The organism is Ensifer sp. ENS08, assembly GCF_014852195.1.
Taxonomy (GTDB): domain Bacteria; phylum Pseudomonadota; class Alphaproteobacteria; order Rhizobiales; family Rhizobiaceae; genus Ensifer; species Ensifer adhaerens.
The window spans coordinates 51,943-78,721 of record NZ_JACVBF010000024.1 but is presented as its reverse complement, the minus strand read 5'-3'; the positions used below and the strand labels follow the sequence as shown (position 1 = coordinate 78,721).

Annotated in this window: 21 protein-coding genes and 6 pseudogenes; 14 read left to right on the top strand and 13 right to left on the bottom strand. The window is 58.4% G+C overall.

Going from position 1 to position 26,779, the window contains the following annotated elements; all coding sequences use genetic code 11:
• Window positions 1-417: 417 nt before the first annotated feature.
• The 4 genes and pseudogenes from repA to IB272_RS35210 all read left to right on the top strand — a co-directional run.
• Window positions 418-1,680 carry a plasmid partitioning protein RepA gene (gene repA, locus IB272_RS32260; protein WP_089045425.1) on the top strand — a complete coding sequence of 421 codons (1,263 nt, stop codon included), beginning with the start codon at window positions 418-420 and terminating at the stop codon, window positions 1,678-1,680.
• Window positions 1,677-2,693 carry a plasmid partitioning protein RepB gene (gene repB, locus IB272_RS32255; RefSeq protein ID WP_192445762.1) on the top strand — a complete coding sequence of 339 codons (1,017 nt, stop codon included), beginning with the start codon at window positions 1,677-1,679 and terminating at the stop codon, window positions 2,691-2,693. The genes repA and repB overlap by 4 nt, the downstream gene beginning before the upstream one ends.
• A gap of 212 nt (window positions 2,694-2,905) precedes the next feature.
• Window positions 2,906-4,120, top strand: coding sequence for a plasmid replication protein RepC (repC, locus tag IB272_RS32250; RefSeq protein WP_192445761.1), 1,215 nt, complete (start codon window positions 2,906-2,908; stop codon window positions 4,118-4,120).
• A 1,056-nt stretch (window positions 4,121-5,176) separates the two neighbouring features.
• Window positions 5,177-5,275, top strand: a pseudogene (locus IB272_RS35210) (Ku protein); the annotation flags it as partial.
• Window positions 5,276-5,723: 448 nt separating this feature from the next.
• Here IB272_RS35210 and IB272_RS35690 read toward each other — a convergent pair.
• From IB272_RS35690 to IB272_RS32235, 5 genes and pseudogenes are all read right to left on the bottom strand, one after another.
• Entirely contained in the window at window positions 5,724-5,855 is a 132-nt protein-coding gene (locus tag IB272_RS35690) for an HWE histidine kinase domain-containing protein (RefSeq protein WP_348646835.1), read from the bottom strand.
• A gap of 69 nt (window positions 5,856-5,924) precedes the next feature.
• Window positions 5,925-6,029, bottom strand: a complete 105-nt coding sequence (locus IB272_RS35685) for a hypothetical protein (protein WP_348646834.1) — start codon at window positions 6,027-6,029, stop codon at window positions 5,925-5,927.
• 78 nt (window positions 6,030-6,107) lie between these two features.
• Window positions 6,108-6,650, bottom strand: a complete 543-nt coding sequence (locus tag IB272_RS35680) for a PAS domain S-box protein (protein WP_348646833.1) — start codon at window positions 6,648-6,650, stop codon at window positions 6,108-6,110.
• 902 nt (window positions 6,651-7,552) lie between these two features.
• Window positions 7,553-8,467 carry a recombinase family protein gene (locus tag IB272_RS32240; protein ID WP_192445766.1) on the bottom strand — a complete coding sequence of 305 codons (915 nt, stop codon included), beginning with the start codon at window positions 8,465-8,467 and terminating at the stop codon, window positions 7,553-7,555.
• Between the two features lie 1,090 nt (window positions 8,468-9,557).
• Window positions 9,558-10,175: pseudogene (locus IB272_RS32235) on the bottom strand (transposase); the annotation flags it as partial.
• Window positions 10,176-10,177: 2 nt separating this feature from the next.
• On the opposite strand from IB272_RS32235, the pseudogene repC (IB272_RS32230) reads away from it, so the two are divergent.
• Window positions 10,178-10,453 (top strand): annotated as a pseudogene (gene repC, locus IB272_RS32230) (replication initiation protein RepC); the annotation flags it as partial.
• Between the two features lie 22 nt (window positions 10,454-10,475).
• On the opposite strand, the pseudogene IB272_RS32225 reads toward repC (IB272_RS32230), so the two are convergent.
• The 3 genes and pseudogenes from IB272_RS32225 to IB272_RS32215 all read right to left on the bottom strand — a co-directional run bounded on the left by IB272_RS32225 (window position 10,476) and on the right by IB272_RS32215 (window position 13,117).
• Window positions 10,476-11,581, bottom strand: a pseudogene (locus IB272_RS32225) (nucleotidyl transferase AbiEii/AbiGii toxin family protein).
• Window positions 11,562-12,299, bottom strand: a complete 738-nt coding sequence (locus IB272_RS32220; protein WP_192445760.1) for a DUF6088 family protein — start codon at window positions 12,297-12,299, stop codon at window positions 11,562-11,564. The pseudogene IB272_RS32225 and the gene IB272_RS32220 overlap by 20 nt, the downstream one beginning before the upstream one ends.
• A 213-nt stretch (window positions 12,300-12,512) precedes the next feature.
• A pseudogene (locus IB272_RS32215) lies at window positions 12,513-13,117 on the bottom strand (hypothetical protein).
• A 500-nt stretch (window positions 13,118-13,617) separates the two neighbouring features.
• Here IB272_RS32215 and IB272_RS32210 point away from each other — a divergent pair.
• The 9 genes and pseudogenes from IB272_RS32210 (at window position 13,618) to IB272_RS32170 (ending at window position 23,449) form a co-directional block, all read left to right on the top strand.
• The gene (locus IB272_RS32210) at window positions 13,618-14,076 is read left to right on the top strand and encodes an MgtC/SapB family protein (RefSeq protein WP_060645007.1); all 459 of its coding nucleotides are present in this window, start codon (window positions 13,618-13,620) and stop codon (window positions 14,074-14,076) included.
• Window positions 14,077-14,289: 213 nt separating this feature from the next.
• Entirely contained in the window at window positions 14,290-14,676 is a 387-nt protein-coding gene (locus tag IB272_RS32205) for a response regulator (RefSeq protein ID WP_113135621.1), read from the top strand.
• Between the two features lie 229 nt (window positions 14,677-14,905).
• Window positions 14,906-15,085 carry a hypothetical protein gene (locus IB272_RS32200; protein ID WP_060644967.1) on the top strand — a complete coding sequence of 60 codons (180 nt, stop codon included), beginning with the start codon at window positions 14,906-14,908 and terminating at the stop codon, window positions 15,083-15,085.
• Entirely contained in the window at window positions 15,082-15,882 is an 801-nt protein-coding gene (gene xth / locus IB272_RS32195) for an exodeoxyribonuclease III (protein ID WP_192445759.1), read from the top strand. Before IB272_RS32200 ends, xth begins: the two co-directional genes overlap by 4 nt.
• Entirely contained in the window at window positions 15,879-16,121 is a 243-nt protein-coding gene (locus tag IB272_RS32190) for a hypothetical protein (RefSeq protein WP_060644969.1), read from the top strand. Before xth ends, IB272_RS32190 begins: the two co-directional genes overlap by 4 nt.
• Window positions 16,122-16,160: 39 nt before the next feature.
• Window positions 16,161-17,411, top strand: a complete 1,251-nt coding sequence (locus tag IB272_RS32185) for a cation:proton antiporter (RefSeq protein ID WP_192445758.1) — start codon at window positions 16,161-16,163, stop codon at window positions 17,409-17,411.
• A gap of 94 nt (window positions 17,412-17,505) precedes the next feature.
• Window positions 17,506-17,616, top strand: a pseudogene (locus IB272_RS32180) (aldehyde-activating protein); the annotation flags it as partial.
• A 2,621-nt stretch (window positions 17,617-20,237) separates the two neighbouring features.
• Window positions 20,238-21,470, top strand: coding sequence for an HlyD family efflux transporter periplasmic adaptor subunit (locus tag IB272_RS32175; RefSeq protein ID WP_060585661.1), 1,233 nt, complete (start codon window positions 20,238-20,240; stop codon window positions 21,468-21,470).
• Entirely contained in the window at window positions 21,452-23,449 is a 1,998-nt protein-coding gene (locus tag IB272_RS32170; RefSeq protein ID WP_192445757.1) for a glycosyltransferase, read from the top strand. Before IB272_RS32175 ends, IB272_RS32170 begins: the two co-directional genes overlap by 19 nt.
• 323 nt (window positions 23,450-23,772) lie before the next feature.
• Here the strand turns inward: IB272_RS32170 and IB272_RS32165 are convergent, their stop codons facing one another.
• The 5 genes from IB272_RS32165 to IB272_RS32150 all read right to left on the bottom strand — a co-directional run bounded on the left by IB272_RS32165 (window position 23,773) and on the right by IB272_RS32150 (window position 26,746).
• Window positions 23,773-24,153 carry a transcriptional regulator gene (locus IB272_RS32165; protein WP_029742565.1) on the bottom strand — a complete coding sequence of 127 codons (381 nt, stop codon included), beginning with the start codon at window positions 24,151-24,153 and terminating at the stop codon, window positions 23,773-23,775.
• Window positions 24,154-24,170: 17 nt separating this feature from the next.
• Complete coding sequence (locus tag IB272_RS32160) at window positions 24,171-24,482, bottom strand: type II toxin-antitoxin system HigB family toxin (RefSeq protein WP_029742566.1); 312 nt, start codon at window positions 24,480-24,482, stop codon at window positions 24,171-24,173.
• 195 nt (window positions 24,483-24,677) lie between these two features.
• Entirely contained in the window at window positions 24,678-25,073 is a 396-nt protein-coding gene (locus IB272_RS32155) for a hypothetical protein (protein ID WP_246810497.1), read from the bottom strand.
• Window positions 25,074-25,094: 21 nt separating this feature from the next.
• Window positions 25,095-25,346 carry a hypothetical protein gene (locus IB272_RS35200; RefSeq protein ID WP_246810496.1) on the bottom strand — a complete coding sequence of 84 codons (252 nt, stop codon included), beginning with the start codon at window positions 25,344-25,346 and terminating at the stop codon, window positions 25,095-25,097.
• A gap of 428 nt (window positions 25,347-25,774) precedes the next feature.
• Complete coding sequence (locus tag IB272_RS32150; RefSeq protein WP_029742569.1) at window positions 25,775-26,746, bottom strand: MBL fold metallo-hydrolase; 972 nt, start codon at window positions 26,744-26,746, stop codon at window positions 25,775-25,777.
• Window positions 26,747-26,779: the final 33 nt, after the last annotated feature.

The window sequence follows — 26,779 nt, the reverse complement described above, 5'->3', positions numbered from 1 at the left end:
CTGGAAACCGTTCGAGGGTGAAAAACGCTCCCGAGATTTCGTTGCATTTAGTCCAGGGGGTGAGGCTCGGCGGGGAAGATCGTCTCTCCCGATCCGGCAATCACATGCACAGGCACAGACACAGGCACAGGCACAGGCTGTAGGCAGCGGGCGTTGATAATTCTTGTCGCATTGCCGACACTGATTCGGGTGACAGGGGGACAACGCAACGGTGATTGTCCTGCAACTGACGGCGTCGGGCTTAACAAATGTGTGCGCAATTTCAGCCGCCGGGAGCGTTGCGTTTGGGAAAAACATACGCGATTCCAACGAGTAGCGCCGGTTTGGTCACCGAGTCGTCACAATCGACGTTAAAGCTTTGTTAACCCTATAATTCTGGACGGTTCAGGAGAATCGTGTTCTATCTCTTGGCGGATAATGGCCGTCAAACCGGTCTTTGACCGCCAAGAGGGAAAAATGGCGATAGCTCAACGCGCAGAAAATGACGTTCAACTCAAGGAAGACGCAGCCGCAAAGATCTTGCGGCACGCCGGTCTTTTGTCGAACCAGCTGCAGCAACTGCGGACACGGATGTACCCGCCGAGGTCGGAAAAGGCCTTGAGGTCGTTTCTGACGAACGAAGTCTCGAAGCTGACGTCCATACCGGATTCGACCCTGAAGCTGATGTCATCGGAAGGGCGCGGGCCGACGCCGGGCCGCCTTGAGAACAACCATCGCGTCTACACGCTCGCACAGATCAACGAACTGCGAGAGCTGTTTGCCAAGCAGAAGCCTGCGGAAGCACTCCGCTTCCTGCCTCGCCGCCGACCGGGTGAGCACCTCCAGGTGCTGGCGATCGCGAACTTCAAGGGCGGCAGTGCCAAGACCACCACGTGTGTTCATCTGGCGCATTACCTTGCCCTCCATGGTTATCGCGTCCTCACACTCGATCTTGACCCCCAGGCGTCGCTGTCTGCAATGTTCGGTGCGCAGCCGGAAATCGATGTCGGTGCGAACGAAACGATCTACGCAGCGCTTCGCTACGATGACGCCGAGCGGCGACCGATCAAGGACATCATTCGCAAAACCTATTTCGATGGCGTCGATCTTGTTCCGGGCAACCTTGAAGTTATGGAATACGAGCACGAAACGCCTCGTGTTCTGGCAAACAAGTCGAGCTCTGGCGCGATCTTTTTCGAACGCCTGAAGCTTGCCTTGGCAGACGTCGAACAGGACTACGACGTCGTCATCCTGGACACCCCGCCCTCCCTTGGCTTCCTGACCTTAAGCGCGATCTATGCGGCAACCAGTATGGTCATCACGGTCCATCCTGCGATGCTGGACGTGGCGTCCATGAGCCAGTTCCTCTTGATGATGGGCGATCTGATCAGCGTCTTGAATGAAAGCGGCGCCCAGCTCGACCAGGATTTCATCCGATATCTCGTGACGAGGCATGACCCGAACGATGCGCCGCAATCGCAGGTCGTTGCGATGTTGCGACATATGTTCGGGACAGACGTCCTCTTGCCGACCGCCATCGAAAGCACGGCCGTCGAAGCCGCAGGCCTCGCCAAGCGCTCGATTTACGAGCTCGAAATGGGCCAGATTGGTCGTGACACCCATAAGCGCGCCCGTGAAGCCGTCGATTCGGTCAACGAGGCGATTATCCGCCTTATCAACGATAGCTGGGGGCGGACATGAGCAAGTCATCTCGCAAATCAATTGTCGCGAGCTTCGGTCTGCTGTCGCAAGAACTGGAGAACAAGCTCGCGGACGATCCGCAACCTGCGCCACCAGCCCCGTCGCCGCGCGTCGGGGCTGGCGTTGTCGGCGCGGCGCACCGCGCGATCGATGACATCAGGGCTGAGCGGGACCGCTTGAAGGCAATCGTCGAAGCCGGCGGCGGAACGGTCCTTGAGCTCGATCCCGCGCTGATCGATCCTTCCCCCTACCCCGACCGATTGTCGGATGATGACGGCAGCGATTTCGAGACGTTCAAACGCTCGATCGAGGCCGAGGGCCAAAAGGTCCCCATCCAGGTTCGGCAGCATCCCTCGTCTGCAGGGCGCTACCAGATTGTCTACGGTCACCGGCGTTGGCGTGCTGCCAAGGAACTTCTTCGGAACGTTCGCGCGCTTGAGGTCGACATCTCCGATCTCGATCTCGTCGTCGCACAAGGCATCGAGAACGCGAGCCGGCAAGATCTGACCTGGATTGAGCGCACATTGTTTGCATCGCGGATGGATGACGCCGGCATCAAGGCCCGCAACATCTATGCGGCACTGTCGATTGCGGACGCAGAACTTGCTCGAATGCGCGGCGTTTATCGAACGATCCCGGCAGACGTGATCGAAGCGATTGGACGTGCCCCCAAAGTGGGTCGGCCGCGCTGGATAGAGTTTGCAAGAACGATAGCGAGCGATCCTGGATCGCTTGGGGTGGTGCGGCAGGTGCTCTCGCATGCACGTGAAGCCGGCTCCCTATCGGATCAACGCTTCCAGCGTGCTTTCGAGGCAATAAAGCCCTCGAGCCCGCCGCGGGAGGACAGTCGTGAACTTCTGGACCATGCAGGATCGAAGCTCGGCTCTTGGAAAATTTCGACCAAGGAGCTTCGGATTTCTGCGGATGGCCCGCTCGGTCAGGACTTCGTGAAGTTCGTCGGCGACGAATTGCCGGCTCTCATCGAACGCTTCTCGCGTGAGAGTCAAAGCTAGACGTTATAGACAAGCTGTCAGCTGGTCTATTCGACAAGGAAAATACGGAAAGGAATACCGCAAAAGAAAAAGGCCCCCTTAACGTTGCCGTCGTGGAAGCCTCTCTCATATCTGGACAATCTGAGAATCGCATTTCCACGAATCCCAGTCAAGAGTTTTTGGCACCGAATTGGGTGAGCGGACATCTTTTGCCTTCTGAAGGGTGAAGGAAGATGCAAAGTGGAAGTGTGACGACGCCTTTTGGGCGGCGGCCGATGACGCTTGCGCTGTTAAAGCGACAAAAAGCGTCGATCGAGATCCGGCCGAACAAACCGGCCGACAAATGGAAAGTGTTCCGGGATGCCTGTGAAGCCAGGGCGCATCTTGGGCTACAGGATCGTTCTCTTGCCGTCCTTGACGCGCTTTTGAGCTTCTATCCCGAGACTTATCTCCGGCAGGGAGATTCTCTCATCGTTTTTCCGTCGAATGCCCAACTGTCGGTGCGTGCGCACGGTATTGCGGGCGCGACGCTGCGACGGCACCTGGCAGCGCTTGTTGATGCCGGATTGATCAATCGCAAAGACAGTGCAAACGGGAAGCGCTACGCCCGCAAGGACAGGGCTGGCGACGTTCAGGATGCTTTTGGTTTCGATCTTTCCCCACTTCTCGCCCGATCGGAGGAACTTGCGCAGCTGGCGCAGCAGGTGGCTGCCGAGCACGCCTTGCTTCGGAAAACCAAAGAAGCGCTCACGATCCGTAGACGCGACGCCCGCAAGCTCATCTCTGCAGCAATTGAAGAAGGTGCGAGCGGCGATTGGAGAAAGATCGAAGATATTTATCAGGCTCTCGTTGCCCGGATACCGCGATCCCCAACCATCCATGACCTGACACCGATCCTCGACGAGATGGAACTGCTTTGCTCGGAGATCGTCAATCAGTTGGATATTTTGGATAATTCGGAAAGTTTGAGCAGCAATGATGCTCAAAATGAGCGCCACATACAGAATTCACATACCGAATCCTTATATGAACTTGAACCTGGCTCTGGACAGCAGCTGGAGGCAGAATCCGAACCAACAAAGCGGTTGGTGAACGAGCCGATCAAGGCTTTTCCGCTCAGCATGGTGATGCGAGCCTGCCCGGAGATCGCACTGTACGCCCAGGAAGGAGCCGTATCGAGCTGGCGTGACCTGATGTCCGCGGCGGTCGTGGTCCGTTCGATGTTGGGGGTAAGCCCGAACGCCTATCAGGATGCTTGCGATGTGATGGGGCCTGAAAATGCTGCGGTTGCGGTCGCTTGCATCCTTGAGCGGGCAGGGCACATCAATTCGGCCGGAGGTTACCTGCGCGACCTGACGACAAAGGCACGGCGTGGCGAATTCTCCCTCGGGCCGATGCTGATGGCTTTGTTGAGGGCAAATGGAGGCTCGGAGCGGCGCGTTGGCTAAACCCCGGGCGACCATCTCTCTGGCTGTAGATCGAAGTCGATCCGCGAAGCGAGGCTGACCTCTCCCGAAATGGAAACGGACCTGATGACGAAAAACGGTTTCTCTCTCGGTACGGTGGGGCCCGATCTCAAAAGGGTGGCAATTCCAGCCCGGTGAGACCGGCCCGTCACTTGAATTGCTCGTTCGACCATTGGTCATTGTGGGGTTCACGCCGAATGGCAGCTGTTCGTGCCTAAGGTGAAGAACGTGGCTTCCTTGGTCATTCGCCCGCCTTCCCTTTCACTGAGCTGGCTATCGACCCATGCGCCCGAATGTCAGTACGCAGATCGGAGGCATCTGCGTGAACAGAAACCCGGTCTCGCTTCTGTCGTGGGCGGTGTTCGTGTGGCCAGCGACCGGGACAATGATCTGTCGCCACGGTGACGGCAGGGCGGAGGCGGGAGCTGAGCTAAGGGTTGCGGGCAAACCCGACCGGCGTTTATGGGCGCGTTCGCCTTGCAGATTGTTCCTTTGCGCGACGCGACGGACTCAGTGGCGGTGCCGTCTATTGATGAATGTCCTGGATGAAGTGGTCTTCGGTTGAGTGGCGGGTGATCAGACTTCCCGATGAGAAATCCTGACAGCTGTCAGGGTTTTTGGATAGCGAGCCTCCCAAACATGACGAGGGAGCCGTACGCATCGTTCCTCAGACAGCAAGCACGGGGGCGATCGACTTAAGGCGCTCCCCTGCACGGTCTGCCGCGTGATTTCCATCAAACCCTGACAGCTGTCAGGGTTTTGGATCTTAAGGTTTCATGGCTTGAACAGGTCACTGGGAGCTTAATTGTGGCCACGTCTCTGGCGAAACACTCGGCGCTTTGTGCAGCCTCTTGCCGAAACACATTCCGCCTCGGCGCAAATGCGAACGGTGATCGGCCTCCTTTAAGCCGAACAGCAGCTTGCCGCTGAAATCGCGCCCGCTTATTGAATTTCTTTTGGCATGAGCGACCGGGGAACAACTGCGTGCCAGCGCGGGTTCGAAGGCATTGGGACGCGTAGGTGATGATGACGCACATCATGGCGCCGCCCAGCTTCTGGCAAGACTACCTCAAACGATCGCTGGCTACTTGCCCCGTGGTGACGGAACCGGCGCTGCGCGAAAACGAAAAGGTACGCTCGAGCATTATTGTGATCGCGCACCCAATCGACGCTCATGGCAGGAAATGCACGCCAGGCTTCCAGCTCAATGAGATTTTGGCTGCTATCCCATTCGCTAAGAAGATTGGCATCGACCTCGCGTACGACGCCCCTTGGGTCATAGGTGATCTTGACCGTGCCATTGAGCTAGGCGGCCATCAGGCTCTCGATCAGCCGGGATCCCAAAACCTCTGCAGGTCGGTGGGGTCACAAGCGGGCCTCCGGTTTCCTCCCATCGCATGACCCATCTCGCGGGAGACCCGGTCCCAGTTTGTATTGCCCAAGCGATCGAGACGCGGGCTTGGTCGTCCGCAGGTGCAGCCTACTTGGCTGCATTCGTGGCGAATTCATGAAGCCAGGCAGATCGACGCGACTGCCCTTGGAGGGACCTGGATTGAAGGCCGGTGACGGCAGATCGGTCCGGAAATTAGCGCGAAATCTGCTGTTCGACGATCGCCCGTAGTTCCGCCTGCTCCCTTGTCCCGTGGGTCAGAAGATCATGAGCGCGTGCCATGGAAGATAGCCGCGCCTCGAATGAGCGCACGTCCGCGGCATCTATTTGGCCGTGGCCAAGCGTTTGGCGCGAGATCGCAAGGACAGTCGCAAAAAAGGTTTTTCACCCGATGGTTCAGTTCACCGACGAGACGCTCTGTAGGCGTTCTGCGTCTTTTCGGGCCGAGATGTCATGCGCAATTTTCGATGCGCCGATGATCACGCCATAGGTGTCATAGATCGGTGAGACGCTGAGGAGGACAGGGACGCTTCGACCGTCCTTAGGCGCAAGATTGCAGGCTCCTCACCCTGGCGGTCCTCAGGAACCAAGACCAGGACGGATCGGCCTCGTCAGCCGTATATCCGTAGAGCCGTTCGGCGCCAGTGTTCCAACGCGTGATTTACATACCAAGGTCGATGCCAGGATGGCATCGTTGGACGAAGCAATAATCGCGGCCAGGCGACGCTCGACGTCCTGCGCGCTTGCGTTCGGTAATGTCGACAATGATAGCGGTCGCTTGCTGGAAACCGCCATCTCTGTCGCGAAGCGCCGAACCGAACTCGCCACCCAGACCAACGCGCCATCTTTTCGCAGAAGGCGGCTCTCCATCTCAAAACTCCGACCGCGTTCAGCCATCGTTTCAAAGAGCCGGTCTGCCTCGGTGATGTCTCCGGCAACACAGATATCCCGCATTCGCATCGATAACAGCTCGCTTTCGCTATAGCCGAGGATCTCGCAGAAGAGGTTATTGACCAGGAGAAGGTGGCCCCTGAGGTCTGTCTGAACGATCCCTGCAGCGGACTGCGAAAAAATCGCCCTCAGTCGCTCTTCGCTTGCCTGCAATGCACTCTCGAATTTCACCCGGTCCGTTGTTTCGTTGACGATGCAAAGGACCCGCGAACGCGGCGCTCTTCGTCGCGGACGGGCGAATAGGAGAGATCGCTCCACAGTTCACCCCAGTTTTCTCGAGCAGGACGGCCAAATGCGCGAGGGTGCTCACCGATGGTGGGTGCATAGGCTTCGTCGTAAAGGGCGACGAATTCTTCGCCCCAAAAAAAGCGCGATCTTGGCCTGCGCCGGCAGCAGAATATCCATTGCAGCGCTTAGACGGTTTGGCCAATGCTCCCTGGGGCCGAGAGGGCTTGCCTGCCAGTGGTAGGTTTCGATTGGGCGCTCAATTGCCCCAGCTGCTGTAAAATCGATACTGCTCTTCAGGGCCAAACGATATGTGCGTGCAATTAAAATTTTTGAGACGGTCGGGTCATCAAGCAAAGTGAGCGAACCTGCTGGGCACTATGATTGCGTTTCGGATCACATTCGGGCTTGGAATGGCATGGTACGTACCCCGCGCGTCCGAGCTGGAATGGGGGGCCTGTTCGTGAACCGATGGTCATTCATCAGACTTCGGGTGTGCCCGGAAAACGAATGATCACCTGCGCGGTGGCTGTCGGCGCTCTCAGCCATTGTCGTAGCGGTGCCCTGTCTGGCGGCCGCGCCGCCCTGGTCGGGCCTGACGTTGTCCTTGTATGGCCGGGACGGATCGGGAGGGCAGGGGAGGAGAGGGAACTGCCGCGGCACCGAGCCTTGCGAGGGGGCTCGGGCTCGTCTGCAAGTTCGGCATCGTGCAGGCCATCCCCTCGATCACTGGCGGCCAGTGAAGCAAGGCGGGTTCGGCGCAGTGAGTGTGTCACGTCAGCCAAGCGCTCGCCGTCGCGGACATTCCTTCGGCAGAATGTCGGATATGGCGCCTGATAGAATGTGCCTCAGCGGCGGATGAGGCCGAACCGGTGGGCCTCGTCCAGCAAGTCGCGGACGGAGGAGGGGATCCATTTTCTGGTACCTCCCTTCGGCCGCTCTCCCAGTTTGTCCAGTTCCGCGGCAATTTCGCGAAGCGACAGATCGGGATCGGCGATCGCGATCGCCGCCACCAGTTGCATTAAATGGTCTTCGGGGGCGCGACGCGGGGATCGGGCCAGCAGATCATTTTCCGCGAGCTTTGCGCGGACCATGCGATGCACGGCGCGACGAAGGCGTTCGACGGTCCAGTCCTGGCCACGTCGGTTAAGAACGCGAACGACATTATCCCAGCTGTGCTGAGGCCGGAGTTGCCGCACCATCGGAAGCCACGCCTGTGAAGACGCGATCAGCTGATCGAGATAGAGTTTCTCACGCGCCTTTGAAACCGCTGCAATCGCCTCCGGCCGCCTTTCTCGAAGACCCGGGTTTCCAGGCAGCCTGCCTCGAGCCTTCGCGGCCTTGATGCCCGCTTTGGTTCGCTCGGCGTTCAGCGAACGCTCAAGCTTTTCGACGGCGTCGAGGACCGTAAGGGAAAACATGCCTTGCGGAGTTGAGGTATCGATCGGGTCGTGGATTGACCGAAAGTGCACCCCGCGATGTTCAAGATCCCGGATGACTTGCAGCAAATGGCTTACCGATCTGGCCAGGCGATCGAGGCGGACGACGACGAGCACGTCTCCCGAGGTGAGCTCGCCCAGCAATTTGGTCAAGACAGGCCGAGCGCGCGAAACGCCGGCGCCATGCTCCTGATAGATCCGATCGCAGCCGGCGCCCCGCAGCTCGTCCAGCTGGGTATCGCCAGCCTGGTCATCCGACGACATGCGGGCGTAACCGATTAGCCTCTGCAGAGGTTGGACATCAGCTGTTTGTTGCTTCGCCATCACGCCTTCGAACCGCTGCTTGATTGAGGATGAGAAAATGCGTGAGAAACAGGGAAGTTGCAAGCGTGTTTTATGGTAAAAATAGGAGGCCATCAGACGCAAAAAGGAAGGGAACATGGTCAGCTAATCATGAGCGATAGAGAAAGCGCTCCAGCGGGCTTCTGTAGCCGAAATCGTGCTGACTGGCAGCTCCAAACGAGGTCGCAAGGCGTCGTAACTCATTGGAAGGAGAATCTGGAGAATAATGCGAGGCGGATAGCGCTCACACTGGACCCGCCCCTTCGGTCAGTCCATTCTATCTCGCAGGTGATTCTCCCCGTGCTGATCCGGGAGCGAGTCTTTGCGTTCTCGGAGCCATCACCATCCATACCTGAAACCTATCGATAGTGAATAGGCATCGAGATCGGTGTGTGGGTGACGGAAGCGTCGGGCCTATTGTTTTCCTTTTAAGAAATTCTACTAGTTAATATAGATGGTTAAAGGTCTGCTAACCAAGTGAGGTGGGAGCTTCGTGCATGCTCTAAACAGCACAAGTCACCGAGCAAAAGAAGCCGGGGAGGGGAGCAAGCTCGTAGGTTCGTGATATCAGCGGACCTCCCGGGGTTCGAACGATCTCGCGGGCATGGTCCCCCGATCGAAACCGCAAATTCCGAGCAATGTTAGCTAATCCGACAAAAAGGGGGCGAAATCCGAACCCATGACCCTCTTCGTCGTAGTATCGTGAGATGCCTTCGGACAGAACGAGTTCAATCGCGCGCCCATGATCGTTTAGGTGGGCATAAGCGGGGTTGGATTTTAAACTGCTCAGCACGCCAACGCCTCGGTCAGCGACGATAATTTTGGCGGTCCCACGGTCTGAGCCCATAGTCTTACCGGCCCGTTCGCGGGCCTGTACAACCTCACATTCGGTCGCCGTCCGTAGCGGCTGCACCACTATCCCGTTTTCGACGGGCACGGGCTCAGGAGAACGGGACCAAACTCAAGATCGGCGTTTGAGAGCCAAAAGGTTTCCCGGTCCGTCCACCTGGATCCGTCAGGACTGATCAGGCCCTGAGGATGAGTGTGCTGACGATAGTGTCTGCGTTTGCGTTCAGGCGCTTTTCATGATCGCGCCCTCTATTACGACACCGGAACTCACGTACTTCCACAGAGCAACCAGCAACTTGCGAGCCAGTGCTACAATCATCGGCGTTTTAAGGCGGCCGCTGTAGCGTGTGATGCGCTCTTTGAACCATATCGTTAGCGCCGACTTTGGTTGATGCCGCAGCCATAGCCAGGCGAGCTCGACCATTGTCGCTCGTAATCGCGGATTTCCCGCTTTCGATACGCCTTGCTCACGATTGACATTGCCGCTTTGCCAAGGCGAGGGGGCGAGGCCCGCGTAAGATGCGATTTGGCGTCGATTATCGAAGTGTCGGAACAGGCCTTCCGTGTAGAGTATCGTAGCGAACTCTGGACCAATTCCTCTGATGCCCAAAAGAGCGGTCGCTCCTGCCGGCGTTTCCGGCGTCTCGTGGGCGATTAAGGCATCTCGCTCTGCTTCTACATCCTTGATTTGTGCTAGCAGCAATTCGAGGCGATCAAGCTCTCTGCAAATCTCTGCCTTCAGGTGTTTTGACAGCAGACGGCCATCTCCAGTTCGAAGCGCGTCGAGACGCTGGCGACGGTCTCGATTTACCGGCTCGTACCCTCGTATTCCTTGCGTGAAGCGGCGCGATCGAGAGCTGGCGGGACCTGATGTCGGCCGCCGTGGTGGTTCGATCGATGCTCGGGGTCAGTCCGAGCGCCTACGAGGAGGCCTGCGGGATCCTTGGGGCGGAGAACGCGGCCGCTATCATGGCATGCATTCTCGAAAGGGCAGGGCACATCAATTCGGCCGGCGGTTATCTGCGCGATCTGACGCGAAAGGCCGAGCGGGGGGAGTTTTCACTCGGACCAATGCTGATGGCGCTGATGCGGCTATCACCGAGCCTCAAGGCTTCGTGAAAGCGCGAGGGCACGGGAATGATCAGGCCTTCGGTTGAACCAACTCGTTCAGGAACTTCTCCAACTGCGCAATGCTACCCAGGACGTCGTCGAGAGCCGGCGGTCCGCCGAAGATCATTGCAGACATGCGTTGGTAGTCAGCTGCGAGTTTCTCGCGCATATCGGCCGTCGGCATCAATCGATAAGTGCCAGGTACAGCGCGGTCATAGCGATGGTCAGGTGCTCGAAACATCAATTCCTTGTGCCGGCGGCTTGCCTCCGCGAGATCGCTCATCGAGGCGGTCTTGGCACCGTAGTCGGCATGGTTCCATATCTGGTGAACATCGTAGTAATGTCGTGAGTAGCGGTTAAGATCTGGGACCTTGCGGGCCGGATCTGCGTCTACCCTCCGTTTCTCCGACATCTTCGTCATCGCGTGCAAAATGAGGACCTTTTCCCAAAAAGTGCGCTCGGGCTTGACGGTCATCACGTTTGATACGGAAAGGTCGCTTTCCGCTGCGAACATCGAGGCCACATAAGGCACGATATGGCGTGGCTCAGCCGGGACCGGATCGGGACGAGCTCCACCTTCGATCCGCACCGCGGCCTCAACATAGCCGCCGCTGGGGTCGAAGACGCTTTTGTAGCCGACGACGAGAACGTCCGGCGCTTCTTTGTTCGATATGCGTCGAAACCGAATGAGAGGGAGAAGTGCCCGGCGCGGTCGATCGACTTTTCTACGTCGGCAATTTCGGTTGAGAGCAGCTCCCTGAGAGGGCCGGAAATGTACTGCCGGGCGGCCTCATCGACCTGCTCCGCCAGCACCTTCTGCTGCTGGTTTACGGACTTCAGCGCGGCAATGTCAGCTTCGAGAGGAACGTTAAGGTCGGCCTTGTAGATTCCGATGTCGATGTCTTCGGAAAAGCGCTGGATCAGTCCGTAAGCCTTGCTGAGGCTCGTGCCCCCCTTGAAGTAGAGTCGCGCCGATCCCTCCGGACGACGATTGAAGAGGAAGTCGAGTACCCAACAGACATAGAGGTCTTTCTCGGTGTTCTCTGCCCGCGTATTGAGGCCTGCTGCGGCCGCAGAAAAGAGCGCTCTTTGCTCATCGGGGCTCGACCGGAGGATCTCAAGGAAGGTTGGATGCATGTCGAGTCTCTGGTTCCTGCTCTGCTTTTCCATCTTCGTTTGGGGAGGGCAGTTCGCAGATGATGGAATTCACAACGGAATACATCCATGCGGGAAGAGCGTGAATGTTTTCTCGGAGATCCTGGATGATGAGTTGTCTGTGCGGACTTCGCGACAGGTATCGGACGATTCCAGCGATGGCGGTTTCAATATTTGGCCGGTCGTCTCGAAACCAGTTGAGAGCCTGTACGATGCGCATTGCGGGGCGGCCAGCCCAATAGGCCGTCTTGGCGGAGACGCGCTTGAAGTCGAGTGTGAAGATAACTGGCTTGGTTGCGTTTGGGTCGCCGGCATTGGCCTCAATCGTAATTGTTCTCGGGTAGGTGTCCGCGTAAATCGTAGACCTGGCGGGCACCGCCGTGGTCAAGCCGAGGTCATTTGCGGCAGTCATGCCGTCAACGAGCACCCGAAGCTTATCCCGTCGGGCGATGGCGTCGACGAAGGAGGAGCGTGGCGGAAAGACCATTTGCCCGGTCAACTTGCTCGTGCCTGGCTTGTCGTAAAGACCGCGGTAGGGCCGGCGAATTTCGCCGCGAAGCACCAGCCGCTGGAGCGCTTTTTCGACGGCGTTCGGCGTACCGATGTCCAGGAAGTCGGCTCGGGACCAGACGCCGGAAGGTGCAGCCTTTGCGATCCGGTCACGGATTCGTTTGAGGGTATCAGAGGTTGGGTCAGGCATCGTGCATCCGCTTTCTGACCAAAAAAAGTATACAAATTTTGGTCAGTATGCAAGCCGCACCGCTTACTGACCAGAAATTAGATACAAAATTTGGTCAGACCCAACTATTGGAACCGGAGCCACCGTGTATGCGGAATTTGATCTATGTTCAGGGTGTGAAGGTGCGTGACGAGAAGCAAGGCATTGAACTTGGGAAGCCATTCAGGCGCTGGCTTAATGGAAAGCTGGCTGTAAATGGCGCCGACACTGGCTACGAGCCCGTTTACTGGGGGAACGTTGCCGCCCACTTCCGCTGGGAACTGGACGCGTCAGCTTCGCTTTGTATGCGGCCCTCCGGCGGTTCTCGGCGGCAGCATCTACATCTTCGTCCCGCCATTGATCCACCAGCCCGCGGTCAAGAATTCTTCGACGACCCGCGGATCAAAGACGTGGAAGGTAATCTGCCTTGCCCGTCCTGCCAGTCGCACCGTCCGTGTCCCGACGCTGGGGAGGCGACCGTCCGCTAGCCACCGATGTCGCTCGCCTGGCTTGATTGTCAGGATGTCCTGTGTCTCGCGGGGAATCACGGGGAGGTTTTCGATGTCCTTCATCGCGGAGGAGACGATGCCCGATGCGGTGTCGAATTGGCTCTTGTCGTTCGCTGGCATTGTCAGCACGAGTTCACACGCCTCCAGAACGAGCGATTTCTTCGACGATAGGGGAAGTCGCGCCCGCATTTCCAACAGGATACCATGAGCGCGCGCGGATGACCCGAGTGTAGCCGCTGGCGGCAAGGTCCAACTCCTGAGGAGCTCGATTTCATTCTTTTGTTTCGGCATGCAGCTTAGATGGGTTTTCGTCCGACAAGTTCAACGTAGCAAAGGCCTTACCCCGAAATGACGTTATCAGGATGTTGCCGCGATCAGTTGTGCCGCACTGGCTACAAAGATGCGAACCAATCCGCATACGGGGTGTTTTCCATTAAATGCCTGTTGAAGTCCGGCTTACCGTCGTCCCACCCGACGGGACCTCTCTCGCCAAGGGCGATCTTGGCTTTGTCGACCCGGCTCCTTGCAACGATCGTCGCTACGCTATCGCCTCCCGTCGGGCGGACATGAGCTCCCTGACCAGTCGATCGCGCTCGTCTGCCGGGAGAGCTGGATCGCTTTTCCGCCAAAGACGGCCACGAACGACGAAGTACCTACCGTCGGGGGTGTCGGGGTAGTTTTGTCGGTCATGAGGCTTTCTCGTCATCTGAGCCTACGTTGCCAGGGCCATCCGCTTGATGTGTTGGTCTGCGCTTCTATGTGCTGTCGACAACAACGAGGGAGGATGGAATTTGATCGATCAGCTTGCCGCACTAGGAGTAACATTCGATGTCATTCCACATCTTGGCGCGCTCGTGGGCGCATATTTACTGTCGCTTCCTATCGGATGGGACCGGGAAAAGGGCGAAAGAAGCGCGGGGTTGCGCACATTCCCACTCGTCGCCATAGCGAGTTGCGGATTTATACAGGCCACCGAACGCTTGACCACGGGAAGCCCGGAAGCCACAGCCCGGATCGTCGAAGGGCTGATCACTGGCATGGGGTTCATCGGAGGCGGAGCTATCCTTGTTGTCAAAGCAAGCGTGCGTGGAACTGCGACAGCAGCGAGCCTTTGGGCGACAGGCGCGATCGGCACCTCCGTGGGTCTCGGCGCTTACGACGTAGCAATCGTGCTCTCAGTCATGACTTTCCTCACCCTTCGCCTCAATGCCAATCTCAAACCAGACGGCCCCGAGAACAAACCGGATTGAATTGCCTTCATCCGGAGCGACAACAATTATTGCTGCCCCGTTTTACCGCGACCGCACAGGGATTCTCTGGTTCTTCCGTACAAGCGCGCCGGCATGGCAGGGGCGAGCGACGATCGTTGGCATTTTATTAAGTTTGTTGGCAAAGAGTCCAATTCACGGGCGCCCTTTCTTCGTGGGGAGCGCGGTGAGAGCCAACGAGCTTCGGAGGCGAGAATGTATCAGCGCACCGTCCTAGTGGTAGACGATGAGCCGTTGATCCGGATGACATTGGGGGATTTCCTCGCAGACGAAGGATTTGCAGTGCTAGAGGCGTCGAATGTCCTGGAGGCTGTCGCGGTGCTGGGTCGGCATCGGATCGACGCGCTGATCACCGACGTGGACATGCCCGGCGCGTTGAACGGCTTTGATCTGGTGAAACTGGTTCACAGCTACACGGCAGGTGTCGCCGTGATCGTCACTTCGGGTGGCCATACCGCGGCTGAAATCGACGGACATCGCGTCTCCTTTCTGGCGAAGCCCTACCGGATGGATGCCATTCTGGAGGAACTGGAGAAGCGGATGCCACCATTCCTGCATTCAGCGACGGCCGTGAGCGGCTGACGAGCGTTTGCCAAGGCCTTGAAAGCGGGAAGCGATTGCAAGCTCTAGCCAGCGCTCACTCTTCTTTCGGAGCGGGGCTGGAAAGGTCGAGAGGTAGTTGAGAGCGAGGCCGGGGATACACAGGCCTGAACGCGTCGAGATGAACCCGAGTTTGCCGTTACACCCAACGCGGTCGGGCTGTAACTTTTCCTCTTTCCGTGCGTTTCCATCGACAACCAGGGAGGCACGCATGTCAAAGAGAGAACTGATCGATACCGGAACCGACAAGCGCTACGTCCGGCGGGACGAAGACGGCAAGTTCAAAGAATCAGTGGATGTGAGTCGATCCTTGTCCGCTGACAAACGCCAAAAGGCGAAACACGACGCAAAACCCGGGGAGGGCGACAAGGGCGATCATGAGTCCAAGTGAAAATCGCGACTTACAACGTCAACGGTGTCAACGGCCGCCTGGAAGTGCTGTTGAGTTGGCTTGAACGGGCCTCGCCTGACGTCGTGTGTTTACAGGAGTTGAAGGCCCCTGACGCCAAATTCCCCGCCAAAGCTATTGAGGCGGCAGGCTACGGTGCCATCTGGCACGGTCAGAAAGGTTGGAACGGGGTAGCAATCCTCGAAAAAGGTCGCGAACCGCTACTTATCCGTAGGGGACTTGCCGGAGACCCCGACGATTTGCATAGCCGCTACGTCGAAGCGGCTATCGACGGCATGGTGATTGGCTGTCTCTACTTGCCGAACGGCAATCCCTACCCAGGGCCAAAATTCGACTACAAGCTCGCCTGGTTCAAGCGCCTGGCGGAGTATGCTGACGAACTGCTCGCCCTGAAAGTCCCCGTCGTTCTTGCCGGCGACTACAACGTCATGCCTACCGAACTGGATGTCTACAAGCCCGAGCGATGGGTGGATGACGCGTTGTTCCGGGTAGAGGTTCGCGATGCATACCGGGAACTCGTCGAACAGGGGTGGACTGACGCACTTCGCCATCTGAACCCGGGGAAGCGGGTTTATACGTTCTGGGACTATTTCCGGAATGCATACGGCCGGGATGCAGGCTTGAGGATTGACCATTTCCTTCTCAGTCCCGGGGTTGGCGAAAGGCTCGTCAAGGCGGGCGTCGATAAGGACGTCCGAGGCTGGGAACACACCAGCGACCATGCCCCGGTTTGGATCGAACTCGCAGATGACATGCCGAAAAGAAGGAGGAGAAAATGACCAACCATACGCACTCCAGGGAATGGAAGGATGACCTCAGGCTGAAGCTGGAAGAACTCATTGATACGTTCGTAGTCGAAGGTGTCCGACAGGAAGACATCTTCGACGCCATCCGCGATCAGCTCCCAGGCCTCCGTGACGCGCTCGCGCGTGATCCCGATCCGGCTGAAGACAGTTCTTGCGGTATCCTCGACGAGCCGTCAAACGACTGGCCAAGTGCCATTTCAGGGAAAGATTGAGGCTATCGCGTCTTCGGGCTCCAGCAGAAAGCAGGATGAATGGACGCCTACATCGTTACGCTGACGGTCCTCGGCTTCGTTGTCCTCCTGACGGCGTGGTTGCCGATGGCGTTCCGGCGTCTTCCTCTCTCGCTCCCGATAGCCTGTCTCGCCATCGGCACGCTGTTGGCCTTGTCTCCCTTTCCCCTGCTGCCGCGCTTCAATCCTCTGGAAAATCGGGAGTTCACCGAACGGATGACCGAGATTGTCGTCATCGTCGCGTTGATGGGGGCGGGGCTGAAACTTGACCGTCCCTTCGGTTGGCAGCGCTGGGGGACAACCTGGCGTCTTCTAGGTTTAGCGATGCCTCTGACCATTGCCGCACTCGCTTTCCTCGGGTTTTGGATACTGGGTCTCGGCCTTGCGTCGGCGCTCCTGTTTGGAGCCTCGCTCGCGCCGACAGATCCCGTGCTCGCCAGCGACGTCCAGGTCGGACCGCCGCGGTCAGGAGAGGAGGACGAGGTTCGTTTCGCCCTGACGTCGGAGGCGGGCCTGAACGACGGGCTTGCATTTCCGTTCGTTCACCTTGCCGTTGCCATTGCACTGGCAGCGAAGGAGGGGACTGACGTCCTTGCACACTGGGCCGCGCTCGACGTCGCATGGCGGCTCGGTGCGGGCACCGCTTTAGGTTGGGGGCTGGGCAAACTGTTTGGAGTTCTTTCGTTTCGAATGCGTGGCGGCGGACTTGCGAAAACGCAGGACGGGTTTGTCGCTCTTGGCATGACGTTCGTTACTTACGGGCTTACCCAGCTCGTCGGCGGATACGGCTTTGTCGCGGTGTTTCTCGCGGCCGTGGCGTTCCGGGCGAGCGAGCGGGACAACGACTTCCACGAGCAGCTTCACGATTTCGCCGAACAAATTGAACGGTTGCTGATGATGGTACTTTTGGTATGCCTTGGATCGGTCGCCGTTAGCGGCCAGCTCTTGGCTGCCGTCGACTGGCGCGTAGGCGTCGTTGCGGTGCTCGCGCTCCTGTTGGTCCGACCTCTTATGGGCTGGCTGTGCCTGGTCGGGTCGGGGCATTCGCCAGGAGAAACCGCGGTGATCGCAGTCTTTGGGATCAGAGGCCTCGGATCGATCTACTACCTTGCCTACGCAACGGGACAGGCGGAGTTCGATGGATTCGAGACAATCTGGGCTACGGTAGTACTGATCGTGCTGGCTTCAATCGTGGTCCACGGCATAACCGTAACTCCCACGATGCGCTGGATCGACAGAAGAGGGCCTTCGTCCAGTGGGGAGCCGTCATGATGACGCCATGGACACTTGCGCTATCTTCCACCCTCGTCGGACTCGCTGTCCTGTTAGCCGCCATCGCAATTTCACTGGACGCCGAAGCTTCGGCGTGGCTCGCCTGCGAGACCTTGGTATTGAGCCCTATGACTGCCTCAACCCGGGCCTGATGGACTTCATCGCCACCTGGACGGCGAAAAAGTCGGGCGCTCTGCCCAGTTGAGCGCAGGCAGAGACCGGCCGAGAGCGACGGTGTGGCGTTGCCCTTTTTTCAATGGCGAGTCTTATTTCATGTTGCTGCCGCGGGTTGAAACGTACTGTGTCGAACACAGGCGAATTCAACCGCGGCGCTGGAGCGTCACTCGATATCGCGAAACTTGTCTGGTTGCCTCGCTAAGCTGAATGCCAACTGATAAGGCTGCTCATTGTCCTGAACGATCAGTTCTCATTTCCAGTGCGTTATCCGAGCGGTAGCTCGGCATGATCCCGTCAGCCGATCCGAAATAGCCTAGCGCAATCAGTCGACATCAACTGGTTCGGCAGCCATTGTTTGAAGTGAAAATCCGCTGAACGCCAGGATCACTGATAAAACTTTGGGCATCGTGTTGGCTCGCCTCCTTTGACGCGGTGCCATTGCGAGAACTATTGCATCAGCCGGCCTTCTAACCGCAAAGCGGCGACAGTAGACTAAAGGCATCACAATAGCGGCGCAGCTGCCGCAACTTCAAAATTTCATACCATGATCGTCTACCTCGTGGTCGCGCGGCGCGACTCAGAACGTGCGAGATTGTGGGCCGCCGGATTCGCAAGAGCAGTGAAACAAACTGGCTAGTCATGACCTCCAAACAACGTCGGAACTGACGGGCTGCTTCTCTAAAAGCAGAAGGTGTGGGTGTGCCGTGTTTGTTTCCGATTTGTGCGTCTGGGAGCGCATAATGTATCGACTGAAACAGCGCGCTGCGACGATTGGCCAGCCTTAGCTGATCTTCCGAGGACGCCCGCACTTCGCGCCGTCGGCCCGGCTTGTCTCGATCGGGCAGGCACTGGTCCGGTTCTAGCCTTTGAGCCACTGAGAGTGCCTGAACAGAACGATCAGCCGTGCTATTGTTTTCGGAGCTCTTTTAATAGACGTCCTGGCGCGCAACCTGACGGCTGAGCGATCCCTGGATGCGCTCTATGCCCGAAAAATGAGGGGCCACTGTTGATGCGGAAACCCAAGCCGGCCGGATTGTAATTCAACCGTCGATAGATGAAGCCCTCGTCAAGCTGGCCTCTCAAAGCCATCTCTGCGTCAAGAATGAACCGCGCTTGACTTCCGCCTCATTCCTCAGTCGCGCCAGACGATCGCGTGTGGCGATCTGCATTTCGAGTTGTGCCTCGTAGGCATTCAGCAACATTCGAGCGACTTTGGTCCTGACGCCTTGAGCTGGCAATCTTTCGACCGCTTGCCGTTGCATAGATACCTCGCCGGCAGCCTCCTCGACATGCCGCTGGGCAAGGCGCAAATGCCTATTGATCATTGTCAGATCAAGTCTGCTCGAAGTCCGTCCAGGATGTCGGATCATTCTTGCACCCACGGTCACAAATGAAGGCTTGTGCGGTCGACATGGGCACAGTAACCGCAGCGTGGCTGCGGAGAAATTGGTTCCAGAGAGGGCAAGTGCCTAGCCGACGGGGCCTAAGCGTCAGAAACGTGGGGTGCGGGAAAATGTTCCGCCATGGGACTTCAGTCCCCTCACCCCCGCGCAAAAGTCCTACTCCTCTGGGCCGGCTGATCCAGTCGCACTAGATTCCCCTTAGCCTGTGGGGCTCGCCTCCCCACTGGCAGACAACGACACCAGAGCGGCCTTCGTCCCTTCAGCTAGCTCTGGTGCCGTTGTCTCCGTCGCCATGGAGGTATTTAGATGTACGAACGACACCGCCACGACCAGCCGGAGCGCAAATTTTCCACCGGGCTTCCGTTTGGGTGCTGCTGCGACCTGGATGGTTTCGGATTGGCGCCTGTTCTCACCATGTTTGATCAGGCTCGAAGCGCAGCATCCTCTATGGATGTCAGCGCGCCTTCGCAGGCGTCCCATTGATGGAAGACCTGTTGTCAGCGGTTGAGGGTTTGTCCATATCTCATGGCAACCGCCATTGGGCGAAAATTGTCGCACGCCGCGTTTCAGAAATCGTGGAGCGCTGGAAGAAGACGGGTTGGATCATCCTCGGAAGATGAGTGCGATCTTTGCGTTCGTCTCGACCGCGAGGACTACATCGGTAAGTGCGAGGGCTCTAAATGGGGACTTATGACCAAGCGTTCCTGCTCCTGACGAGTTTTCCGAGCTGTCGCGCCAAGAGACCTGGGATGTGATCCTCTTGGCCCACGACACTGCCGGAGGCCTTAGAACATAAATGAGGGATATGGTGGGCCCGGCAGGACCGGAGCCGACGGCCTTAACCATCGAGTTCCCTCCCAGCAGAGAACCTCTGAGGGCAACCGATCGATCAAGCTCGGGTTTGCCGCATCCCGTGGGGGCGCAGTCTGCTCAATCACGGAATGCAACGCGCCCGAGGACGTGCATATGGTAAGGCCCGTCTCAGACAATCTATGGCGCAACACGAAGCGCGCCTTTCCGGTTCACTCGTCAAAACATGAGTTCGACCACTCTGTTGGGTGGAGGGTGAAATACCTAGCCGAGTTGTTCGTAAAAGCTTAACCAATCGAAAAAGCACCAACTTCTGAGGGTTGCCCGAGGCGCGTTTGCGCACAATCTTCTTTACGCAGCCGGAGCCATGGACAGAGCCGGGACTGCGCTCTGGCGTTTGTCGTGCTCGGCAACGTAGTGAGTGGGAACGGTTGGCATGCTCCTGAACCATCGCATCACGCGCATCACCGTCGGCATCCTGCTTCTGACGCTTGCTGTCGTCGTGCTCCTGCCTGGACTGACCGGCTTTACCAGCCTCGACGGCACCGTGAATGCCCGCTTTGCCGTCATCAACGCACCGATTGACGGGGAAATCGGACAAGCGCCGCCACGCATCGGCACGCCGGTCGCCGAAAACGAGACGCTTCTGACTATCCGCAACGAACGGGTTAATCGGGCGATCCTTGCTTCCCTGCAGGCGGAAGGAAAAACGGCCGCCGATCGCGTCACGGCGCTGGAGCGTGAACGGGACGAACTCGTCGCCTTGCGCAACCAACTCGCCCATCGGCTGGAGCAATTCAAGAACGCCACCATTGCCAGTCTGGAGCGCGAACTTCGCATAATGCAGAAGCGGGTGGAGGTGTCGCGTGCCCAGGACGTCGTTGCAAGGGTAGACCTAGATAGACGGCAGGAACTGGAATCTAAGGGGATATTCACGCGCAAGATGGTCGAGGCGGCAGCCGCCGCCGGCGCGGCCACGGGCGGCGAGGTCGAGATCAGCAATTTGTCGCTCGATCTTCTCGAACAACGGCTGATGGCCCTGCGTGAGGGGATATTCATCGTCGGCGATGGTCAAAACGACGTGCCCTATTCGCGCCAGCGTCAGGACGAGGTGATCGTTCGCATAAACGACATCAACACCCGCATTGTCGAAAACAGCACGCGCGCCGACCAGATTGAACGGCAGCTGGAGGAAGAGGAGAAGCGCGTTCGCAGTCTCGAACAGGCAGAAATAGCGTCGCCGTTCAGCGGGGTGGTGTGGACCCGCAACGTCGTCAACGGCTCCAATGTCATCCTCAACAACGAGCTGTTGCGCATCCTCGATTGCCGCGAACTGTTCGTCGATATTCTCGTTCCTGAAGTCGATTACGACGAGATCTATCCGGGCCGCGAAGCGGAAGTGCGGCTTCTGGGCCGGAGCGAAGTCTTCAAGGGAAAGGTGCAGGCCGTAAAAGGCTCATCCGCCGTCGTCGAGAAAGACAATCTCGCCGCCAAGGAGCCGGAGGCCAAGGAGCGCGACGCGAGAATCCGCGTTCAACTCCTCCCCTCGGCTCTCAACACCGATTTCGGCAATTTTTGCCAGGTGGGGCGGTCCGCCCAGGTCCGCATCTCTCGGCACAATCTGCAATTGACACAGTGGATCAAAGGGCTGTGGTTCAACCTCTTCTAGCGCTCGCGCCCACATTGCTGGTGATCGCCTTCTTCCTGCTTGGGCCATCGAACTGGTCGCGGCATCAAAGCTGGGCGCGCACCATCACTTGCGCGGTCGTTGGGGCGGTCGCATTGCGCTACATGGTCTGGCGCCTCTTCGAAACCGTCCTTCCCTATCCCGCTGATGGCGCGAACGTCTGGTGGGTTTGGATCGTCTTTGTCATCGAGCTCCTTGCCTTCACGGAGGTCGTTCTTTTCCTCATCCTGATGAGCCGATACGTCGACCGCAGTCGCGAGGCGGACCGTTTGGGAAAGACGTTCTTCGCGCGCGAGGCGCAGGATCTGCCGACAGTCGATGTTTTCATTCCAACCTACAACGAGCCGCTCGATGTTCTGGAGCGCACGATTGTCGGGGCTTTGGCGCTCGACTATCCGAAGGACAAGTTCAAGGTTTATGTCCTCGACGACGGCCGGCGTGATTGGCTGAAGACCTTCTGCGCAGAGCGGGGCGCGGTCCACCTGACCCGGACGGACAATGCGCACGCGAAAGCCGGGAACATGAACAATGGGCTGCGCGCAAGTTCGGGCGATTTCATCGCCATCTTCGACGCAGACTTTGTTCCCTATCGCCATTTTCTCAAGCGCACCTTGCCGTTCTTTTCGGACGAGGGGATCGGGATTGTCCAGACCCCGCAGCACTTCTTCAACGTCGATCCGGTGCAATCGAACCTGGGCCTGGAGAACATCTGGCCGGACGAGCAGCGCCTGTTCTTCGACGAGATCGCGCCCAGCCGCGACGTCTGGGACGTCAGCTTCTGCTGCGGTTCGTGCTCGATCGCCCGCCGCAAGGCCGTCGATGCGATCGGAGGCTTCCCGACGGAGTCGATCACCGAAGACCTGTTAACGACGCTGTCGATGCTGAACAAGGGATACAAGACCCGCTACCTCAACGAACGGCTGTCGATGGGATTGGCAGCCGAGAACCTGACGGGCTATTTTGTTCAGCGGGAACGATGGTGCCAGGGCGGCATCCAGACGCTCTATCTCCACAACGGTCCGTTGCGTGGACCGGGCCTGTCGTTGTTCCAGCGGATCATGTTTCTCCCCATGTCCTGGCTGGTTCAGTACGTGGTGCGCCTGATCGTGTTGATCGTGCCGATCGCCTATCTCTGGTTCGGCGCCTTGCCGCTGCACTTCACGGGCCTTGCCGACTATGTTTCAAATCAGCTTCCGGTGCTCGCGGCCTATTTCCTCCTGATGCTCTGGATAACGCCGACACGTTATCTGCCCGTGGTCTCCAGCGCGGTCGGGACCTTCGCGACGTTCCGCATGCTGCCGACGGTTCTCTCCAGCCTCGTGCGGCCCTTCGGCAAGCCGTTCAAGGTAACCCCGAAAGGCACCGGCAACGAGGCGAACAGCTTTGACGCCTACACGTTTACCTGGATTGCCGCATTCATCGGCGTCACGGCGCTCGGACTTCTGATCAACCTCGTGCCGGAAACGGCGCAGGTCCAAGGGTCGTTCTCGGCGATCGGAGCCGTCTGGTCGGGGATCAACATCGTCGTCCTCGTCATCGCGTCGCTGATCTGTTTCGAAAAGCCGCGTCGACTTTTCCAGGCTTTCAAGCTCGATGAGCCCGCCAATGTCGACGGGACGCCGGGGCGCGTGGTCAGCCTCTCGCTCGACAAGGCGGTGGTCGCGGTTCCGCCGGAGGTGCGCTTCGAGTCTGCGCAGGTGACCCTCAGGCTCGACGGTTTCGAGCCGCTGCAGGCTGATCTGAGGCAAGTGACGCAGCGGCGCGGCGACATATCGCGTACCGGCGACAAGCGGCGCTTCTATCTTCACCTTTACTACGACCTCAACGGCAAGGAACGCGACAAGATGATCGTCAAGCTCTATACCGGCCGCTATTCCCAGGACATTCCTGATATCGACAAGGTCGCGGTTTCCGTGAACCTGTTGCTACGTGCCTTCGGTCGCACCCGTACCGTTTCGTAACCGCAGCTCAATCGGTGCTTATGACTCGCGAATTGCGAAAGCCTCATCGGGCGGAAATGGCGCAGTGTTCATGTATGCGCTCGAATGATCGCATATTGTATCGACTGGCACCTGCCAGCTTCCCCGGGTCTCGCCGCTCTTTTGATGACTGAGTGTTGGTCGTTTAGCGCTAAGTATGGTGGTATGGTGGGCTCGGCCCGACTCGACCCTGAAAGAACGAATTCGATCGTCCGGGGTTGAATGATTCGGGTCGTAATCGAGCGCATCAACGACGTTGCTCGCCTGGTCGATCGGACTAATGGGGCGAGCTTAGCCGGAATCCCTTAGGCCGCCACTTCGCCGATCAGTGAACCAGCCGGGATGTTCCATTCTTTGCTGAGCTTTCTAATCTGATCCAGATTAATTTCCCGTTTTCCGTTCAGAAGATCGGCCGCCCGCGCTTTCGAACCAATGACCGCCACGAGATCGGCGCGCGTGTAGTTGTTCGCAGCCATCACCGACTTGACCACCTCAACAGGGCTCGCCGTCGGGATTGGATAGTGCTTGCCCTCGTACTGTTCGATCAGAAGGACGAGCGCGTCAAAGTGCGCAGCTTCCTCAGAGCCTTCTTCGGGTTCGTCTTCGAAATATGGCCGAACTTCCTTCAGTGCGGCGTTGTACTCGGCCTCACTCTGAAGCGTCCGAAACCCTTTCAAATCCAACATGTCGACTTCCTTTCACGTCAGAGTTCTTTGACGTCGATCGCATCGTACTGGGCGTGCGTCCCGACAAACAGGACGAAAATCCGCTTGGACCGAAATGCGACCAGCCCCACAATGCGGTACTTGTTGCCGCCGACGTCGAAGATAACCTTGTTGCCGGCCACCAGATCAGCTGAGTTAAATGTCTTCTTTAACCCGCTAAAATTACTCCAGCTCGCCTTCGATGCGGTAGTATACCATTCCGTCATTGCGGCTCGCGCGGCCTCTCGGGGGACGCCTTTCGGCAAGCTATTCCAAAAGCTGACCAGCGCAGATTTAGCGATAACGTTCACTTGAGTCCCTATTTAACGAATTCCCAATTTGGAAACAAGCACAAAGTTTCCAATTTGGGAATTTTGTTGCGAGTCATTTTTTGATAAGATCCAGTCAACGCTGAATGCAAATCTCGGGCAGCACTGTCTGACATACCTTCGAATGCGGGTCCAACTCGGAAAACCCGCCATCCCTTTGGCCGCCAGCGATCAAGTTCACTTATGGGGCTTGGTCGCCTTCACCATCTTTGGGACCTTCCGCGAAACCTCCTCAAGCGTCGTCATAACCCGGTTCACCTGCGAGAGCGTGGACGTCAGCTCAGGAGCATATCGGACAATGAGATACTCTTGAGCTGAGGAGAGCGTTGCCAGGTGCGCCAGCGTGCGCTTGCGCAACACAAGTCTTGCGGCCCCCGCTCTTCGGGCCGGCTCGCCAAGGTCATGTTGGAAGTTGTGGATCGGCTCGTCATCGAGGCCTCTCGCCTGAAGAAGAGCATCGAGATAAAGCTCGACGGCGTGAAGAGCCAGCAGCCTTTGCGGAAGATGGTTAGGACCGGATGGGTTCTCACCCAGCTTGACGGCGGCGGCTTTGTATTGCGTCGCCAGGTTCAAAACGTCTCGCACGCCCGTTGATTAGCCGAGGTCCATGTTGCTAGATCTCCCCCTCAGAGTGAAACTGCGGGCGGGTTCCGACCGCGTCGGCAGTCGTTCGTGACGGTACTGATCGTCTCGCGCACCGTTGATCCGGATGAGGTCCTTCAACAGGGTTCGCAGCTCTGGCCAGGGGGCATCCTCGAGTTTGAGGTCCGGGTCATGCGTAACGATCAGGCAGTGAAGCTTTGCGGCGACTTCGATCACCGAGGAGACCGGTGCAATCAACAGCACCCGCCCCACTCCCGATCACGCATTCGCCACCCTCCGCCCGGCCGATGCCGTCGAGATCCCGCCGGTGACAAAGCTCGCTAGGGCTGGATGACGAGCGCTCCTGGATTGTTTTGACGGGAAGTAACCGCTTTGCCCCGCCAGACCCGGACGTCCGGCCGCTCGACACCGATAGCGGCTACCACGGCCCGTTGCCTCCAGCCCTATTCGAAGAGGTGAAGCGTCGCTTTGCCGGGCTCGCGCGCAGCCAAAGACATCAGGCGACCCCGCGTGGTTCCTAAATGCGATTTGTTCCTGCAAGCAAAATGGCGCATCGCATGGCGTTCCGGGAAAGACGGGAACCCATCCGGCAACCATCGGTTCGACCGCGCCTTGCGCCGGAATATTGATGCCGTAGAAATGACCGAATTTCTAGACCGCCGTAGCTAACTTCAATCCTGTAAGGCCCAGTCGGCCACCTCCCAGCGCATCTGGCCACGGTCGGCGACGACACGGCCGAGCCCTGGGAAGGGCATGTGCGTGGCGGCGATGAGTGCGCCCTCCGAAGCGGCGCGAGGGAAAAAGCGGTCGCGCATTGCCTTGGCCGCTGCCCGGTCCTGCTCGAACAGGAAGAACACGTCGGTCGCCCCCGGATGCACGACCGGAAAGATCATGTCTGAGACCATGATGAGGCTCTTTCCGTCATCTTCGACCCGCACGCCGATATGGCCGGGTGTATGGCCGGTCAGGTCGACAATTGAGACGCCGCGCACAATTTCGCGTTCTCCGTCAATCGCCTGGAGTTTCGGGTAGAGGCGCACCACCTCCTCCGCCATCTTAAAGCTGGTTTGCAGATAGTCGGGCGCGCCGCTGCGCTTGGCCGGGTCGGTCCAATGGGTGACGTCGCGACGATCGATGTAGAGCTCCGCCTTTGGGTAGTTGTTCTTGCCTCCGGCGATCAGACCGCCCATGTGGTCCTGATGCATATGCGTTACGATCACCGCGTCGATCTGGTCAAGCTGCAGGCCAAGCGCACCAAGCGCCTGCGGCAGTTTGCCGGTCTGACCAATCGAGCCCGCTGCACCGGCATCGATCAGGATGCGGCGCTCGCCATCATCGATGAGATACTGGTTGAAGAGGAACCGCACCCCGCTCGGCCGGGCGGTGAACTGAGCGACTGCCGCCTCCTCCACCTGGGCCGGCGCGCGTCCCGGAAAATAGTCGAAGGGCATATCGGCGTACCCGTCTGTCAGCGCCGTCACCGTGAAGCGACCGATGCGGATCTGCGCCAGCGGCGTAATGCTGACCGGCGTGTTGGGGGTATTCTGCGCGGCGGCAGGGGCCGGTGCGCCACTGATCAGTCCTCCCCCGAGGAGGCCGAGAGGAAGAGCGCTTGCAAAGGCACGACGTGAAAGTTGAGGCATGACGTCTTTCTCCTGATCATTGGCAATACGGGG